Source organism: Dactylosporangium sp. CA-139066 (genome assembly GCF_050936175.1).
Lineage (GTDB): Bacteria > Actinomycetota > Actinomycetes > Mycobacteriales > Micromonosporaceae > Dactylosporangium.
The window spans coordinates 2,248,272-2,265,253 of sequence record NZ_JBNJNH010000001.1 but is presented as its reverse complement, the minus strand read 5'-3'; the positions used below and the strand labels follow the sequence as shown (position 1 = coordinate 2,265,253).

14 protein-coding genes are annotated in these 16,982 nt (G+C 75.5%); 9 read left to right on the top strand and 5 right to left on the bottom strand.

Features of this window, described 5'->3' with window-relative positions:
- The first annotated feature begins 40 nt into the window (after window positions 1–40).
- From ACQEVU_RS10315 to ACQEVU_RS10295, 5 genes are read left to right on the top strand one after another with little or no spacing between them, the layout of a single operon-like run.
- Window positions 41–793: a sugar phosphate nucleotidyltransferase gene (locus ACQEVU_RS10315; protein ID WP_433322439.1), complete on the top strand. Its 753-nt coding sequence runs from the start codon at window positions 41–43 to the stop codon at window positions 791–793.
- A gap of 34 nt (window positions 794–827) precedes the next feature.
- A complete protein-coding gene (locus ACQEVU_RS10310) occupies window positions 828–2,063 on the top strand; it encodes a cytochrome P450 (protein ID WP_433322437.1) in 1,236 nt (411 codons plus the stop codon).
- A gap of 14 nt (window positions 2,064–2,077) precedes the next feature.
- Window positions 2,078–3,205 (top strand): nucleotide disphospho-sugar-binding domain-containing protein, encoded by a 1,128-nt coding sequence (locus ACQEVU_RS10305; RefSeq protein WP_433322436.1) that lies wholly within the window; start codon window positions 2,078–2,080, stop codon window positions 3,203–3,205.
- The gene (locus tag ACQEVU_RS10300; protein WP_433322435.1) at window positions 3,202–4,323 is read left to right on the top strand and encodes a hypothetical protein; all 1,122 of its coding nucleotides are present in this window, start codon (window positions 3,202–3,204) and stop codon (window positions 4,321–4,323) included. Before ACQEVU_RS10305 ends, ACQEVU_RS10300 begins: the two co-directional genes overlap by 4 nt.
- A 3-nt stretch (window positions 4,324–4,326) precedes the next feature.
- Window positions 4,327–5,304, top strand: a complete 978-nt coding sequence (locus ACQEVU_RS10295; protein ID WP_433322434.1) for a Nif3-like dinuclear metal center hexameric protein — start codon at window positions 4,327–4,329, stop codon at window positions 5,302–5,304.
- Here ACQEVU_RS10295 and ACQEVU_RS10290 read toward each other — a convergent pair.
- A complete protein-coding gene (locus tag ACQEVU_RS10290; RefSeq protein WP_433322433.1) occupies window positions 5,288–7,069 on the bottom strand; it encodes an ABC transporter substrate-binding protein in 1,782 nt (593 codons plus the stop codon). The two genes, ACQEVU_RS10295 and ACQEVU_RS10290, sit on opposite strands and share 17 nt — an antisense overlap.
- A 39-nt stretch (window positions 7,070–7,108) precedes the next feature.
- Between ACQEVU_RS10290 and ACQEVU_RS10285 the strand changes: the two genes are divergently transcribed.
- A complete protein-coding gene (locus tag ACQEVU_RS10285) occupies window positions 7,109–8,557 on the top strand; it encodes a TldD/PmbA family protein (protein WP_433322432.1) in 1,449 nt (482 codons plus the stop codon).
- A complete protein-coding gene (locus tag ACQEVU_RS10280) occupies window positions 8,554–9,939 on the top strand; it encodes a metallopeptidase TldD-related protein (protein ID WP_433322431.1) in 1,386 nt (461 codons plus the stop codon). The genes ACQEVU_RS10285 and ACQEVU_RS10280 overlap by 4 nt, the downstream gene beginning before the upstream one ends.
- Here the strand turns inward: ACQEVU_RS10280 and ACQEVU_RS10275 are convergent, their stop codons facing one another.
- Genes ACQEVU_RS10275 through ACQEVU_RS10260 form a run of 4 tightly spaced genes read right to left on the bottom strand, consistent with a single transcriptional unit; the run spans window position 9,940 to window position 13,993 of the window.
- Window positions 9,940–10,797 carry a homocysteine S-methyltransferase family protein gene (locus tag ACQEVU_RS10275; RefSeq protein ID WP_433322430.1) on the bottom strand — a complete coding sequence of 286 codons (858 nt, stop codon included), beginning with the start codon at window positions 10,795–10,797 and terminating at the stop codon, window positions 9,940–9,942. It abuts the gene before it with no gap.
- Window positions 10,798–10,833: 36 nt separating this feature from the next.
- Window positions 10,834–11,943 (bottom strand): trans-sulfuration enzyme family protein, encoded by a 1,110-nt coding sequence (locus ACQEVU_RS10270; protein ID WP_433322429.1) that lies wholly within the window; start codon window positions 11,941–11,943, stop codon window positions 10,834–10,836.
- Window positions 11,940–13,217 carry an aminotransferase class V-fold PLP-dependent enzyme gene (locus tag ACQEVU_RS10265; protein WP_433322428.1) on the bottom strand — a complete coding sequence of 426 codons (1,278 nt, stop codon included), beginning with the start codon at window positions 13,215–13,217 and terminating at the stop codon, window positions 11,940–11,942. The genes ACQEVU_RS10270 and ACQEVU_RS10265 overlap by 4 nt, the downstream gene beginning before the upstream one ends.
- On the bottom strand, window positions 13,214–13,993 hold the full coding sequence (locus ACQEVU_RS10260) for a hypothetical protein (protein ID WP_433322427.1): 780 nt from the start codon (window positions 13,991–13,993) through the stop codon (window positions 13,214–13,216). Before ACQEVU_RS10260 ends, ACQEVU_RS10265 begins: the two co-directional genes overlap by 4 nt.
- A 92-nt stretch (window positions 13,994–14,085) precedes the next feature.
- Here ACQEVU_RS10260 and ACQEVU_RS10255 point away from each other — a divergent pair, with 92 nt between their 5' ends.
- Together ACQEVU_RS10255 and ACQEVU_RS10250 are read left to right on the top strand one after the other, a co-directional pair.
- Window positions 14,086–15,816, top strand: coding sequence for an ABC transporter substrate-binding protein (locus ACQEVU_RS10255; RefSeq protein WP_433322426.1), 1,731 nt, complete (start codon window positions 14,086–14,088; stop codon window positions 15,814–15,816).
- Between the two features lie 545 nt (window positions 15,817–16,361).
- Entirely contained in the window at window positions 16,362–16,979 is a 618-nt protein-coding gene (locus ACQEVU_RS10250; protein ID WP_433322425.1) for a hypothetical protein, read from the top strand.
- The last annotated feature ends 3 nt before the right edge of the window (window positions 16,980–16,982 follow it).

Here is a 16,982-nt window from a genome sequence, read left to right as displayed (position 1 = left end):
GATGCTAGATGTTTTTCAAGTGCATTGCTAGATTGCCAACATGGACGCACTCACCGGCATCGTGCTCGCCGGCGGGCGCGGCACCCGGCTCGGGGCGCTCACCGAGCGCACGAGTAAGCAGCTGCTGCCGGTCGGCGGGCGGCCGCTGGTATGCCGGGCCATCGACCAGCTCGTCGCCGCCGGGATCGAGGACGTACTGGTCGTCATCGACGAGCGGCACGCCACCCAGTTCCTCGGCACGCTGCGCGACGGGCGCGGGATCGGCCTGCGCAGCCTCGGGTTCGCCTGGCAGCCGGCCCGCGGGGCCGGGCTGCCCTCGGCGATCGGGCGCGTCGAGCGCCTGCTGCGCACCGACAAGTTCATCGCCGTGTGCGGCGACGTGCTCGTCGAGGACTCGCTCGAGCGGGCCGTGCGCGCATTCGCCGTACAGGACCGGGGTGCGCGCATGGTCGCCACCCACACCGCCGACACCGCCGGGCAGACCACGCTCGCCGTCGGCGGGCCGCTGGTGCGCGCCCTCGGCGACAAGGACCCGGACCGCCACGGGCCGGGGCTGATGGACATGGGGTTCTACTGCTACCACCGCGACGTCTTCGACCGGATCCGCGCCCTGCGGCCCTCGGGGCGCGGCGAGACCGAGATCTGGGACCTCAACCGGGCGTACGCCGCGCGGGGCGAGCTGTGGTGGACCGAGATCTCCGGGTGGTGGAGCGACGTCGGCGGCAGCCCGGAGGCCTACCGGGCCGCCGACTCGCGGTTCGCCCGGATTGACGCTTTAAAATCACATAGTTAGCCTGACAAGGACCAGACAGGACAGGAGTCAGACCGTGACGACCCAAGCCGGTCCCACCGACGTCGACGTCCGCGCGGAGCAGGTGTTCTTCGAGTTCCTCGGCAATCCGCCGGACGTCGAGCCCTACGCGAGCTACCGCTGGTTCCACGAGCACGCGCCGGTGTTCCGCGGCAGCAACGGGATGATCGTGCTGTCGCGCTTCGCCGACGTCGACGCCGTGCTGCGCCACCGCGACATGGGCCGCGGCGAGGAGTCGGTCCAGCATCTCACCGACCTGCCGCCGCGGCTGCTGGAGCCGGTGATGCGCCGCTGGAAGCGCACCATGGTGTTCGCCAACCCGCCATTGCACACGAAGATGCGGCGCAAGGTCGGCGCGCAGTTCCTGCCGCGGCACGTCGAGGCGATGCGCGAGCTGGTCGCCCGCCGCGCCCGCGAGACCATGGACGCGCTGGCGGACTCCCCCGGCGCCGACTTCGTCACGACGGTCGCCTCGCCGCTGGGCGGGGCCGCGGTCGCGGACCTGCTCGGCGTGCCCGAGGACGACCGCGCCGAGCTGGCCCGGCTCTCCCCCCGATCGATGGGCGTCTTCGACCCGATGACGGCGACCAGCGACCTCGAGGCGGCCGCCGCGGCCGAGATCACCATGGCCGACTACTTCGCCGACGCGCTCGAGGAGCGCCGCACGGCGCCCCGCGACGACCTGCTCACCCGGCTCGTCGCGCCGGCCGACGGCGACCCCCTCGAGCCCATCGAGATGGTGGCGGCCGCGGCCAACCTGACCAACGCCGGCAACGACACGACGACCAACCTGCTCAGCAACTCGATGTACGCGCTGCTGACCCACCCGGAGCAGCTGCGCCGGCTGCGCGAGCACCCGGAGCTGGTGCCGCGGGCGGTGGAGGAGCTGGCCCGCTTCGACCCGCCCCTGAACCTCAACCCGCGCACCGCGCTCGTGAAGACCACGGTCGCCGGGCTGGACCTGGAGCCCGGCGAGATCGTGGTCGGCATCCAGGGCGCGGCCAATCGCGACCCGCGCCGCTACACCGACCCCGACGCGCTCGACCTGGGCCGCGACGAGGGCGTCTCGCTCGCCTTCGGCGGCGGCGCGCACTTCTGCATGGGCGCCCACCTGGGCCGGCTGGTGATGAGCGAGTTCCTCACCTGCCTCATCACCCGGTTCAGCGGCGCCGAGCCGGCCGCAACGCCGCGGCGCCGCCCCGGCCACAACCTGCGCGGCTTCGCCGAGCTGCCGGTGCGCCTGAGCCGCTGAGTGAGGAGACGACCGTGCGGGTCCTGTTCCTTTCCACGCCCCTGCCCAGCCACACGTACCCGATGGTCCCGCTCGCCTGGGCGCTGCGGGCCGCCGGGCACGACGTGCTCATCAGCACGACCGACGACGCCATCGGGGTCACCGCGGCCGGCATCGACGTGCTCGACTTCGACCCCTCCGGCGAGTGCCCGTCGCTGGCCGAGATCAACGCCACCCGGCCCGACATCGTGGCCAGGCGGGCGACCCAGGTCGCCGACGGCGAGGTGCTGCTCATCGAGGCCACCCGGCAGTACGTCGACCGGATGGTCGCCGTCGCCGAGCTCTACGGCCCCGACCTCATCATCCACTCCCAGCTGCAGGGCGGCGGCCCGATCGCCGCGGCGAAGCTGGGCGTGCCGGCCGTCGAGCACGGCGCCAGCCTGCTGCGCAACGACGACTTCTACGACCGGCTGAGCGTGCTCATCCCCGACACGTTCGCCGAGCACGGCATCGACGGGCTCGACCCGCGGCGGGCCGTGCTGGACGTCGCCCCGCCGAGCATGGTGCCGGCCCAGGGCGGCGGCGAGCAGTGGCCGATGCGCTACGTGCCCTTCAACGGCGGCGGCCTCGTCCCCGGTGCGCTCGTCGCCGACGGGTCGCGCCCGCGCGTGGCGGTGACGATCGGCACCAACATCATGGCGCCCAACATGCGCGAGCTGCTCGACCGGCTGCTCGCCGCGGCGCCGGCCGTCGACGCGGAGTTCGTGCTGCTGCTCAGCGGCGTCGGGGCGGACCTCGGGTCGCTGCCGGCCAACGTCCGGGCGGTCACCGAGTGGCTGCCGCTGCGCGCGCTGCTGCGGGGCTGCGCCGCGATCGTGCACCACGGCGGCGCGGGGTCCATCCTGGCCGCTCTGGATGCGGGTGTACCGCAACTCGCGGTCCCGTCGGGCGCCCCCAACTACATGCAGTCCGACGCGGTGCGCGAGCGCGGCGCCGGCCTGAGCGCGAGCGCCGGCGAGCTCGACGCGGCGCTGCTGCGGCGGGTCCTCGACGACGACAAGCTGCGCCGCGCGGCCGCCGAGGTGCGCGACGAGATCGCCGGCCTGCCCACGCCGGTCGCGCTGGTGCCCCGCCTGGAGCGTTACGCGGGGACAGCGGCATGACCGCCACCGACCGCGCGTCGGTCGCGGAGCGGGCCGGCACGCGGCCGAGCCTGACGGGCCCGGCGGTGTTCGACGCCGCCGCGGCCGTGCGCGATGCGATCACCGTGGAGATCCGCGGCTGCCGGTACCCCGTCTCGCCGGTCGCCACCGGGTTCCTCGCGGTCCACGTGCGGGCGCCGGCCGATCTGGCGGTCGTCGCGCGGGCGCTCGCGCTGGGGCGGGCCGTGGCCGTCACCGGCGACCACGCGGCGGCCGCCGATCTCGCGGCGGCCACCGGCAGCCGGTTCACCGGTCACGGCCCCGTCTGCTTCCTCGTCCCCGAGGCGTTCGTGCGCCGCCACGCCGCCGTCCTGCGCCGCCGCCTCCCGCAGACGCCGGCCGGCCCGCCCCACCCGATCGCCCAGCGGGTGAGCGCGGTGCCGATCAGCGCCGGCCTCCTGCCCGTGCGCCCGGCGACCCGGTCCGCCCTCGCCCGCGCCCGGGCCGTGGTGATGACCGACTGGACGGCCGGCAACACGCTGCCCCTGTCCGGCCTGCGCATCGACGCGCCGCGGGTCACGGTGCCGTACGACATCGACGACTACGACGCCACCATCGCCGGCTTCAACCGGGCCCTGGACCGCCTGCGCGACGCCGGCGTGACCGAGGTGGCGCTGCTGGTCGAGGGCAACCCGGACACCCTCGACGTCCTCGACGGCATCGCGCTGCACCGCCGCACCGTCGAGGTCGTGCCCGGCGTGCCGGTGGCCCTGGCGGCGGCCGGCGAGTACGCGCGGTCGCTGCCCGCCGACCCGTTCCGCACCGGCCTGGCGTACCTGTCGGGCCTGCCCCACCGGCACGGCCAGACCCGCGCCGAGCTGCACGAGGAGCTGGCCGCCTACCTGTCCGCCGGCGTCACGTGCGTGCTGGTCGAGATGACGTTCGGCGACCTGCAGACGGCGATGCACGCCATCGACCGCACCGGCGAGGCCCGGCGCCTGGCGCTGCTCACGGATCTGTGGTCGCCGGCCCCGTCGATCCTGGTCGTCGACGCCGACCTCGCCGGCGCGGCCTCCGTGCGCCGGGCCCGCGCCCGCGGCACCCTCAACACGGTGCTCATCCACGCCGCGCAGGGCTGAGCCGTGCCCCGCGTCGGCGAGCTGCCCGGCGTCGAGCTCGTCTGCGGGGCTCCGGACGCGCCGGCCGGCACGGTGCTGGTGGCCGCCGAGGCGAGCCCCGCGGCCCTCGAGGAGGCGATCGCGGCCGGCGCCGGCGTGCTGCTCACCCACCGCCCGCCCGGTCCGGCCGGCGCCCCGGCGGCGCCCGCGACGACACCCAAGGGCCGCCTGATCCACCGGGCCATCGCCGCCGGGGTCGCGCTGTGCGCCCGGCCGCACGACGACCCGTTCCGCCCGCTGGCCGCCGCGCTCGGCCTCACCCGCCTGCGCGGGCCGGGAACCGATCTCGAGCCCCGGGAGCTGATCGCGACCGCCGTGCCGGCCGGTGCCGCCGGCCGGGTCGCCGACGCGATGGCCGCGGCGGGCGCGGGCGCCATCGGGGAGTACACCCGCTGCGCCTGGACCACACCCGGCACCGGCCTGTTCACGCCGGGCGACGCCGCGACGCCCGCGCTCGGGCGCCATGGCAGGGCCGAGGCGGCGGACGAGATCCGGGTCGAGATGCTGCTCCCCCGCGGGCGGCGGGCCGCGGTCCTGACCGCGCTGCTCGCCGCGCATCCGTACGAGGAGCCGGCGCTGCACATCGCCGACGTCCTCGTGCCGGGCCCGGGCGTCGTCGGCGAGCCGGCCGAGCCGCTGCCCCTGGCGGGGTTCGCCGAGGAGGTCGCCGAGCGGCTGGCCACCGCCGCGGTGCGCTACTGGGGCGACCCGGACCACCCGATCAGGACGGTCGCCCTCGGTACCCCGGCCGCCGACGCCTGGCTGGGCCTGGACGTCGCCGCGGCCGAGGCCGCCGGGTGGCGCGCGGTGCTCGACGTCGCCCGCGGCCCCGCCCTGCGTCCCTGGGCCGACGCGACCGCGCGGCGGCTGGCCCGCGCGGGGTTCTCCGCGCGGGCCGCCGAGCACCGGGGCGAGACCTGGCGCGTCACGCGAACGCGCTGACCTCCCACGGCTCGGTCGCGCCGTCCAGCCACAGGCTCGTCACGTCGAAGAAGCCGCAGTGCGGCAGGTACCGCACGTTGCGCAGCCGCGGCGAGTGCCGCCGGGGCGACACCATCGCGCAGGCCAGCAGCGGCACCACGGCGACGTCGCCGGTCACGAGGCGGTCCACGCGATGCCACAGCTCCTCCGCGCGGGACCGCGAGCCGGCCCGCAGCGCCGCGGCGACGAGCCGGTCGACCTGCGGGTTGTGGTAGCCGCCGTAGTTGGTGGTGCCGGGCGCGTCGTTGGACTCGAACAGCGGCTGCACCACGGCCCGGCCGTTGTCGCCGAACCAGTCGGGCACCCAGCCGGCCAGGGCGAGGTCCCAGGCGCCGGCGCGGGCCTGCGCCGGGTCGCCGAGCAGCCGGTCGTAGTACTCCCCCGGCGGGTAGGGCACGACGGCCAGGTCGATCCCGGCCCGGCCGAGGTCGGCGGCGATCGAGTCCAGCACGGCCCGCTGCTCGGGGATGTCGCGGACGGCGGCGACGAGCGTGAGGCGCTCTGCGGCCAGCCCGGCGGCGGCGAGCTCGGCCCGCGCCGCGCCCGGGTCGCCGCGGTCGCCGGGCGTCGGGAACGCGTTGAACGGCCGGTGCCCGACGCAGCCGGGCGGGATCACCCCGTGCTGGACCACACAGGGCACGCCGCCGCCGGCCAGGATCCCGGCCAGCGCCCGCTTGTCGACGGCGAGCGCGACCGCCCGGCGCAGCGCCGCCCGCCCCGTCAGGCCGCCGCGATTGGGGCTGCGGAGGTTGAAGACCAGATACGGGTTCAGGGTGTACCCCGCCGAGGTCGGCGGCCCCTCCTCGCCCCCGGCCGGCTCGCCGGTCCACGAGACCTCGTCCATCGACCAGGCCAGGTCGGCCTCGCCGCGGTCGAGCCGGCCGGCCACGACGCCGGCCGGCTCGCCGGTCGCGCTCACCTCGATCGCACCCACGAACTGCCCCCGGACCTGGTCCTCGTCGGGGTCCCACACCGGGTTGCGCTCCAGGCGCAGCAGCCGCCCGCCGTCGCGGTACAGCGCCAGGCTGTAGGGGCCGGCGGAGCGCAGGTGCCCGAACAGCTCGGTGCTGCCCGGCACGAACCGGTCGTACTCCCGCGGCACCGCCGACGCGCACGACAGCGCCAGCAGGTGCGGCAGGTCGTCGGCCGGCTCGACGAGCCGGATGCGCAGCGTCGCGTCGTCGAGCGCGGTGACGCCGGCGATCTCGTGCGCGTTCTGGAAGTCCGCCAGGGCCCGGGCGGTCGGCGGCCGGTCGCGAAACGCCGCCCGGTACTCGGCACAGTACTGCGCCATGCCGCCGATCGTGCTGGTGAAGTAGCGGATCGCGCCCGCGCCGGTGACCGGGTTGGCCAGCCGCTTCAGCGCGCGCACGAAGTCGCCGGCGACGACCGGCCGGCGGGGCACGCTGTCCCAGAGCACGCCGCGGCGCAGCCGCACGGTCCAGGTGCGCCGGTCCGCGCTGATCCCGCCGTTGCGCCGGGTCGGCAGCTCCTCGGCGACGTCGGCGACGAGCCCGAACGCCCGGCCCGGGTCGGAGAGGTCCACTGTGGATGGATAGGTGAACAGCTGGCGGGTCACCGCCCGCAGCAGCTGGGCCGAGGCCAGGTCGTAGGCGCAGGCCGGGTCGAGGTGGGTGACGGGGCCCGGCGCCGCGATGCGCAGCGTGCCGCCCCGGACGGGCTCGCCGGACCGCGCGCGGTCGAGATCGGCGGTCAACTGTGTCACATCGCCGAGAATACTATAGATTTATCAAGTATGGAGTCGATGATGAAACTTGCCGACGCCGCGCTCGGGCGGGCCGCCGGGCTGGGCGCGGGCCATGCGGCCGTGCGCGTCGCCCGCACGCGCCGCGGCGGGCTGCTGCTGCACGACGGGGGCCTGCGCGCGGCCGAGGACGTCACCGACAGCGGCCTGGCGGTGCGCGTGCGCCACGGCGGGGCGTGGGGCTTCGCCGCCGTACCGGAGCTGACCCCGGAGGCGGCCGCGGACGCCGCGGCGCGGGCGGTCGAGCTGGCCCGGTCCACCGCCGGGCTCTTCGGGCCGCCGGTCGAGCCGGCCGGCGAGCCCGTGCACCGCGACCGGACCTGGGTCTCGCCGCACCGGACGGCGCCGTTCGACGTGCCGGAGCCGCAGCGGGTGGCGCTGCTGGCCGACTGGGCGGCACGGCTGCTCGCCGCGCCCGGCGTCGCGCACGCCGTGACGAAGGTGCGGATGGCCGACGAGCGGACATTCTACGCCGACCTGGCGGGCTCGAGCATCACGCAGCGGCGCGTGCGCGTGCACCCGATGGCGGTCGTCATGGCGGCCGGCGGGCGCACGCAGCGCTCGCTGGGGCCGCCGGTCGCGCGCGGGTGGGAGTACCTGCTGGGCGAGGGCTGGGACTGGGACCGCGAGCTGGCCGGGCTGCCGGGCCTGCTCGCCGGCAAGGTCGCCGCCGAGCCGGTGCGGCCCGGCCGCTACGACCTGGTGATGGCGCCGTCGCACCTGTGGCTCACCATCCACGAGTCGGTCGGGCACGCCACGGAGCTGGACCGCGCGCTCGGGCACGAGGTGTCGTACGCCGGCGGCACCTTCGCCACGCCGGAGCAGCTGGGACGGCTGCGATACGGCTCGCCGCTCATGCACGTGACCGCGGACCGCACCACGGCGCACGAACTGGCCACGGCCGGCTACGACGACGAGGGCGTCGCCGCCCAGCGCTGGGACCTCGTGCGCGGCGGCGTGCTGTGCGGCTACCAGACCGACCGGGCGACCGCGGGCGCGGCCGGGCAGGACCGCTCGACCGGCTGCGCCTACGCCGAGTCGGCCCGGCACCTGCCGATCGCCCGGCTGGCCAACGTGTCGCTGCAGCCCGACCCGGCCGGCCCGGCCACCGACGCGCTCATCGCCGGCGTCGCCGACGGCATCTACCTCGCCGGCTCGGACAGCTTCTCCATCGACGCGCAGCGCCGGCAGTTCCAGTTCAGCGCGCAGACCTGCTACCGGATCCGCAACGGGCGCCTCGAAGGGCAGCTGGGCGGCGTGGCGTACCAGGCGGAGACCGTGGCCTTCTGGAACGCCCTGGCGGCGATCGGCGGGCCGGCCAGCTACGGCTCGTTCGGCGCCGACCTGTGCGGCAAGGGCCAGCCGGTGCAGGCGGCCGCGGCGAGCCACGGCGCGCCGGCGGCCGTGTTCGAGGGAATCACCGTCGTCAACACCGGGGAGGACGCATGACGAGCGTGCAGGAGACCGCGGAGCGCGCGCTGGGCTTCGGCCGGGCCGGCGGCTCGTACGTGGCCATCGTCGACGAGACGGCCGCCGCGCACCTGCGCTGGGCCCGCAACGCGCTCACCAGCAACGGCAGCACCCGCGTGCGGGACCTGACCGTCGTGGCCTTCGTCGGCGCGGGGGCCGGCGTCGCGGCCGGCGCCGTCAGCCTCGGCGGCGCCGCCGACGACGACGCGCTGCGCGAGCTCGTCCGGGCGGCCGAGCGGGCCGCCGAGCACGCCGGGCCGGCGCCGGACGCCGCGCCGCCGGTCCGGCCCGGCCCGGACGACCCCGGCTGGGAGCGGCCGCCGGAGGAGGTCACGGTCGACGCGCTGCGCGGCGCGGGGGCCGGGCTGGGCGCGCTGCTGGCGCGGTTCCGCGCGGCCGGGCGGGAACTGTACGGGTACGCCGAGCAGCAGGCCCGCACCACGTACCTGGCGTCGTCGACGGGACTGCGCCGCCGCCACGCGCAGCGCACGGCCCTGGCCGACCTGACCGCCCGCGACCGCGACGGCCGCTCGACGTGGGACGGCACCGGCGGCGAGGACCTGTCCGACCTGGACCTGCACGCGGCCGGCGACCGGCTCGCCGATCGCCTCGCCTGGGCCGGCCGGCGCCTGCCGCGGCCGCCGGGCCGCTACGAGGTGCTGCTGTCGCCGGCCTGCGTCGCCGACCTCATGATGCACGTGTACCTGGCCGCGGGCGCCACCGCGGCGGCGGACGGCGGCACGGTGTTCAGCCGGCCGGGCGGCGGCACCCGCATCGGCGACCGGCTCTCGGCGCTGCCGCTGACCCTGTCCAGCGACCCGGCCGAGCCCGGGCTGCGCTGCGCCCCGTTCGTCGTCGCCCGCTCGTCCAGCGCCGTGCGCAGCGTCTTCGACAACGGCCTGCCCCTCGCGCGCACCGACTGGATCGCCGGCGGCCGGCTGGAGGCGCTCGTGCAGACCCGCCGGTCCGCCGCCGACTCCGGGCGGCCGCTCACCCCGGAGGTCGACAACCTGACCCTGCGCGGCCCCGGCCGGGCCACGCTGCCGGAGATGGTCGCCGGGACGCGGCGCGGGCTGCTCGTCAACAGCCTGTGGTACCTGCGCGACCTGGACCCGCGGCAGCTGCTGCTCACCGGCGTCACCCGCGACGGCGTCTACGTCGTCGAGGACGGCGAGGTCGTCGGCGAGGCGGACGACTTCCGCTTCAACGAGAGCCCGGTCGCGCTGCTCGACCGGGTGGCCGAGGCGGGCGCGACCGAGCGCACGATGCCGCGCGAGTGGGGCGACTACTTCACCCGCACCGCGATGCCGCCGCTGCGGATCGCGGACTTCGCCATGTCAGCCGTCAGCCGGTGGAGGTAGCTACCCGAGTCGCGCGGACATGCGGGCAATGTGCGCCGGGGTGCAGCCGCAGCAGCCGCCGACCGCCGCCAGGCCGTAGTCGTCGCGCCAGCGGGCGGCCAGGTCGGCGAACGCCTCCGGGTTGAGGGCGGCCTCGGGCGCGCCGTCGCGGTTCTCGAGGTTCGGGTAGGCGCCGATCGGGCCCGCGCAGGCGCCGGCGAGGACGCGCAGGCACTCCTCGGTGTGCTCCGGCGTCGTGCAGTTCACCATCACCATCGCGGCGCCGTCGGACTCGACCGCCTTGGCGGCGGTGGCGAGCGGCTCGCCCGACAGGAGGCGGGCATCCGCGGTACACGCGAAGGAAACCCAGGCGCCCAGCCCGGCGCTCTGCGCGGCGTGCACGGCGATGCGGGCCTCCCGCTCGGTGTTCATCGTCTCGACGAGCGCGTCGCGCACCCCGGCCCGGGACAGCTCGGTGGCCAGCCACGCGTGCTCGGTGCGCAGCTCGTCGTCGGCCGGCACGAGGTCGGGCCGGTAGCAGTCCTCGACGGGCGCGACGGAGCCGACGATGCGCGTGTCCGCGGTGCCGGCGGCCAGGCGAGCGGCGAGGGCGACGCCGACGGCGGCGTGCACCATCCAGGCCAGCCCGGCGTCCTGCAGGCCGGCCCGCTGCAGGGTGCGCAGGTTGCAGCGCAGCGTGTTGGCGGTGATGACGTCGGCGCCGGCGCGCAGGTACCGCTCGTGGACGCCGCGCAGCACGGTGCGCCGCTCGTCGGAGAGCACGGCCCGGGTGGTCCACCAGGGCGCGGTCACCGCGATGCCGCCGCGCTGCAGCTCCGTCGCGGTGCCGCCGTCGAGCCGCAGGGTCTGCTCGGTCATGGGAGTCCTTTCATCATCATGGGAGCCGTTTCGTCATCAGGAGGACAGGGCGGCCGACAGGTCCTCGACCAGGTCGGCCGGGTCCTCGATGCCGATGGAGAGCCGGACGAGGGCGTCGGTGATGCCCAGCCGCCGCCGGGTGGCGCGCGGGACCGGCCGGTGCGTCATCGCGGCCGGCACCTCGATGAGCGAGCGCACGCCGCCGAGGCTGACGGCGGCGCCGAACAGCGTCACGCGCTCCAGCAGGCGCATGGGGTCGCCGCGGTACTCGAACGACACCAACGCCCCCGCCGCGCGCATCTGCCGCGCGGCGACCGCGTGCCCGGGATGCCCGGCCCGGCCCGGGTACAGGACGCGCTCGACGGCCGGGTGGTCCTCGAGCGCGGCGGCGACGAGCCCGGCGGTGCGGACCTGCCGCTCGACGCGCACCGCGAGCGTCTTGAGGCCGCGGTGCACGAGGTAGCAGTCGAGGCCGCCGGGCACGTTGCCGACGACGGTGCGGTAGCGCAGGAAGCGCTCGTGCAGGCCCGGCTCGTCGCAGACGACGGCGCCGCCGAGGACGTCGAGGTGCCCGGCGATGAACTTCGTGGTGCTGTACACCGAGATGTCCGCCCCCAGCGCGAGCGGCTGCTGCAGCACGGGGCTGGCAAGGGTGTTGTCGACGGCGAGCAGCGCGCCGCGCTCGTGGGCGAGCCGGGCGACCCGCTCGACGTCGACGATCTTCAGCAGCGGGTTGCTCGGCGTCTCGACCCACACGAGGTCGCACGGCCCCGGGTCGGGGTCGGCGGCCAGGTCGGCCCGGCGCACCTCGACGCCGCGCTCCCCCAGCAGCTCGAACAGCTCGTGCGTGCCGCCGTAGAGGTCGTCGCCGGCGACCAGCCGCGCGCCGGGGCCGAGCAGCGACAGCACGGTGGCCGAGGCGGCCTGGCCGGAGGAGTACACGGTGGCGAACCGCGCGTCCTCCAGGCCGGCCAGGCACTCCTCCAGATCCTCGCGCGTCGGCTGCTCGCCGCGGGCGTAGAAGTACCGCAGCGGCTCCTGCGAACCGCGGTCGTAGGCGACCCCGACGTGCACCGGCGGGACGAGCGCGCCGGTGCCGGGGGCCGGCCGCTGCCCACCGTGGACGAGACGGGTGTCGAACCTCATAGGAAGCGGGTGCCCGGGTGCTCGGCCGTCCACGTCGCCGGCTTGACGGTGGCGAGCGCGGCGCGCACCCGCTCGACGTCGGCCTCGGTGTTGTAGACGCCGAACGACAGCCGCACGGTGCCGAGCAGGCCGAGCGCGTCGAGGAAGACGCTGGCGCAGTGCACGCCGCAGCGCACGGCGACGCCGCTGGCGTCGAGATGAGCGCCGACATCGTACGGGTGGATGCCGTCGACGACGATCGACACGATGCCGCTCGGCTCGGACACCGGGTCGCCGACGATGCGGACCCGGTCGAGGCCGGCGAGGGCGTCGGCGGCGGCGCGCACGAGCGCCGCGCCGTGGCCGCGGACGGCGTCCCAGCCGAGGTCGCCGAGGTAGTCCAGCGCCGCGGCGAGCCCGACGGCGCCGGCCACGTGCGGGGTGCCGGCCTCCCAGCGCGCCGGGCCGGGCACATAGCGGACCGGCTCGTCGAGGCGGACGCCCTTCACGGTGCCCCCGCCGACCTGGTACGGCGGCAGCTGCGACAGCAGCTCCCGGCGCCCGTAGAGCACGCCGACGCCCATCGGGCCGTAGACCTTGTGCCCGGAGAAGCAGTAGAAGTCGGCGCCGAGCGCGCGCACGTCGACGCGCCCGTGCGGCACCGCCTGCGCGCCGTCGACAACCAGCGGCACGCCGCGGGCGTGGGCGGCGGCGGCGAACTCGCGCACCGGGTTGACGGTGCCGAGCACGTTGGAGACGTGGGCGACGGCGGCCAGGCGCACCCGGTCGTCGAGCGAGGCGGCGAACGCCGCGGGCGTCACCCGGCCCTGCTCGTCGGCCGCGGCGACGGTGAGCTCGGCGCCGGTGCGGTCGCACAGCTCCTTCCACGGCAGCAGGTTGGAGTTGTGCTCCAGGCCCGTGACGAGCACCTTGTCGCCGGCGCCGACCCGCCGCTCGCCGAGCGTCGCGGCGAGCAGGTTGGTCGCGGCCGTGGTGCCGGCGGTGAACACGATCTCCTCGGGCTCGGCGGCGCCGATCGTGCGGCGCACGGTCTCGCGAGCCTGCTCGAAGCGGTCGGTGGAGGCCATCGCGAGGCGGTAGTAGCCGCGGCCGATGTTACTGTTGGCGTTGGTGTAGTAGTCGGCCATCGCCTCGAGCATCCGGCGCGGCTTCTGCGTCGTCGCCGCGTTGTCCAGATAGGACAGTGCGGCGCCGGGCGCGCCGGGCGCGAAGAACGGGAAGTCGTCGCGGACCGCGGCCGGCAGCGGTCGCGCCGCGGTGGTCACGGAAGTCATACCAGCTCCTGTACGTCGGACGAGCGGGCGAACGTGCCTGTGAACCGGGCGGCGATCGCGCCGTCGAGGCCGATCACCTTCTGCACCGGATAGGGGCGGCGGGCCGGCGGCACGTATCCGGCCTCGCCGGGGCGCCGCCGGCGGCCGCCGGGGCCGCGGGTGTGCGGGCCGAAGAAGAACCAGCAGATCTGGCCGATCTGCTCGGCCAGCAGGACGGGGTGCACCGGCGGGGAGTACAGCTGCAGATGGCACCAGGTGGCCCGGAACTCGCCGCGCGGCCCGAAGCCGGCGCCCGGCAGCACGTGGCCGAACGCGTCGTGCACCGCGCGGAAGACGTCGTTGTGCGCCAGCCGGACGCCGTCGCTGACGATCCCGCTCGGCTCGGCCATCGGGTGCCCGCCGGTGGCGCCCGCGGGGCCGTGGCCGGCGCTGGTGAGGAACACGCGCAGGGTGCCCGTGCGGGTGACGCGCTCGATGAGGTCGCGGGAGTCACGGTACGGCTGGCCCTCGCCCCGCCACGGCCGCACCTGGATGCCGGCGGCCCGGACCGCGTCGAACTGCTCGAGCGTCTCGGCCTTGAGCCGGCGGTAGCGCCCCGGCACGGCCGGATCGTCGCTCACGACCGGGGCCGCCTCGTAGGCGTCGGCGATGTCGAGGCACAGGGCCTCGTCGGTCGGCGGGTCCAGCGCGCGCAGCCGGGCGAGCGAGCGCCCGGCCCCGGGCAGCCACGGCCGGCGATCGACGTAGCGCTGAGCCGCATCCGCGAGGTCCGGCACGATCCGCCTCCCGTCTCCTTCAGCTCACCACTCGGCGTTACTTCAATATAGTATAGCTTCGTACGGACATTCCCGTTGAGAGGTCGAGATCCATGACAACGACCAAGGACCGGCCGCCCCGCTATGGCGGCACGCTGCGACTGATGGGCCCCGGCGGGGTCGACCACATCGACACGGCCAGCGCGTACTACGCCACGTCCGCACAGATCCTGCGAGCGCTGTCGCGGCACCTGTTCGCCTACCCGGCCACCGACGACCTGTCCTCGCCCGAGGAGTCGTTCCGGCCGGCGCCCGACCTCGCGGCCGAGGTGCCGACGCTGGACAACGGCGGGATCAGCGCGGACCGGCGCACCTACACGATCCGGCTGCGCCCGGGCGTGCTGTGGGACTCCGCGCCGCCGCGCCCGGTCACCGCGCACGACGTGATCCGCGGCATCAAGCGCCTGCCCAACCCGGTCAACGGCGCCGGGGCGCTGCACTACTTCACCAGCACGATCGAGGGCATGCAGGAGTACTGCGACGCGTACCGGGCGGCGTTCGCCGACCGGCCGCCGACCCCGGCCGCTCTCGCCGAGTTCCAGGACACCCACGACATCGCGGGCCTGCGCGCGGCCGACGACCTCACGCTGGTCTTCCGGCTGCGGGCCCCGGCCAACGACTTCCTCAACATCCTGGCGACGGGGTTCACCGCGCCGGCGCCGGCCGAGGTCGACGCCTACGAGCCCGACAGCCTCGAGTTCCGCCGCAACCTGCTGTCCTGCGCCCCCTACCGGCTCACCCACTACGCCGAGCACGGCGAGGAGATCCGGATGGAGCGCAACCCGGTGTGGCGCAAGGAGACCGACCCGATCCGCAACCAGTACGTCGACGGCATCGAGATCACCGTGGCGAACCTGCCGGTGGACGAGATGGAGCGCCGGATGGACGCGGGCGAGGTCGACCTGGCCTGGTCGTTCACCGCCGTGTCATGGGACCGCCCCAAGCCGGGCCAGGACGCCGCGCCGCGCAGCTACCCCGGCTTCGCGCTCAATCCCTATCTGGTTTTCAACCTGCGCAGCCCCAACCAGGGCGGGGCGACGAGCAACCTCAAGGTGCGCCAGGCCATCGCCTACGCGGTGGACAAGGTCGCCATCGGCGAGATCCTCGACGTGCTGGACGCGCCGAACCGCCCGCTGCACTCGGTCATCCCGGCCGGCAGCGTCGGTCACCGCGAGTTCAACCCGTACCCGACCCCCGGCGACCGCGGCGACCCGGAGAAGGCCCGCCGCCTGCTCGTCGAGGCCGGCTACGGCGACGGCCTCACCCTGGTCGCCGCCGTGCGCAAGATCGGCATCCACGTCAAGGTGATGGAGTCGGTCGCCGCCGACCTGGAGAAGATCGGCATCACCCTGGACTGGCGCACGTTCTCCCAGGCCGAGTACTACGGCGGCGCCCTGTCCAACCCCGAGGCCGGCCGCGCCGGCGCCTGGGACATCGCCGAGCCCGGCTTCACCCCGGACTGGTTCGGCAACAACGGCCGCGTCGTCGTCCAGCCGCTGTTCCAGACCAACGACGCGCAGGGCACCACCAACTACGGCGGTTACAGCAACCCCGAGGTCGACGCGATGATCGAGCGGGCGCTGCAAGAGCCGGACCCGGACCGCGCCGAGGAGCTGTGGCACCGCATCGACGAGCGCATCATGCAGGACCTGCCGATCGTGCCGATCCTGTCCTTCGCGGCGATGACGTCGCGCTACTACGGCAAGCGCGTCCGCAACGCCGTGCACGTGCCGCAGATCGAGTTCTTCGACATCACCAACATCTGGCTGGACAGCGCGGCCTGATGCACGAATTGCGGGGGAAGGCGGTGCAGCCTTCCCCCGCTGGGCCGCGGGGGATTACGCGTGGTCCGGGTCATTCCCCCCGGGCCACGGTCCAGGTCGACGTGCGGCGGGCCGTTGGGACACGGGCTGCGTCGTTCTTGCCGCCCGAGCGCGGCGACGGCAATGTTGTCGGCGGCCTGCTCCCCCTGCCTTGCTCCGGGCCGTGGTGACACGTACGCAGATTCACTTGGACGAGGGGCTGTACAACGACGCTCGGCCGATGGTGGCGGGCGCCGGCGCGCCCGCTGCAACGCATAAGCGTGGTCCGGGTTCGTCGTTGCGCACCGGACATTCCTCCGGGCCGTCTGCCCCCGGCAGGCTCGCGCGGGTCATCATTCGGTGGTCCCGGCCGAAATGCGGTGGAAAATGGGTTGGCTGAATTTCCACGACGGCGATCTCGCGTCACGGTCTGCGCATTCTCGCCGCCTGGTCGAGCCGATAACAATGCGTCGTGAGTGCCGGGCCGCATTTGGGCGCGGCGTTGCCCGGCAGCATCGCGTTGCGTAATGGTTCTGGCTGCCGACGTCTGCGCCGGTCCGGCGGGGTCGGACAACCCGGTCGGCGATGGCGTCGAAGCTGGGGTTGGGGCAGAGCTGGCGCAGGCGCGGAAGCTGGCGCGGGGGCTGGCGGCGGCGCAGGGGCTGGCACGGGCGCGGGCGCGGGAGCTAGCGGCGGCGCAGGGGCTGGCGCAGGCACGGGAACTGACGCTGGCACAGGCGCGGGAGCTGGGGCCGGCGCGGGAGCTGGGGCCGGCGCGGGCGCGGGAGCTGCGGCCGGCGCGGGCGCGGGAGCTGGCGGCGGCGCGGGCGCGGGACCTGGGGCCGGCGCGGGCGCGGGAGCTGGCGGCGGCGCAGGCACGGGAACTGGCGGCGGCGCAGGCACGGGAACTGACGCTGGCACGGGCGCAGGAGCTGGGGCTGACGCAGGGGCTGGCGCAGGCACGGGAACTGACGCTGGCACTGGCGCGGGAACTGGGGCCGGCGCTCGCGGCGGAACTGGGGCTTGGGCTGGGGCCGGAGGCGGCACCGCTTCGGTCCGATGGTCGCCGCCCGCGGCCCCCGCTGCGGCCTTCTCGCGGGCCCGACGCAGCCGCTTGCTCGCGGACGCTGAAAAATCCTTTCTGACGG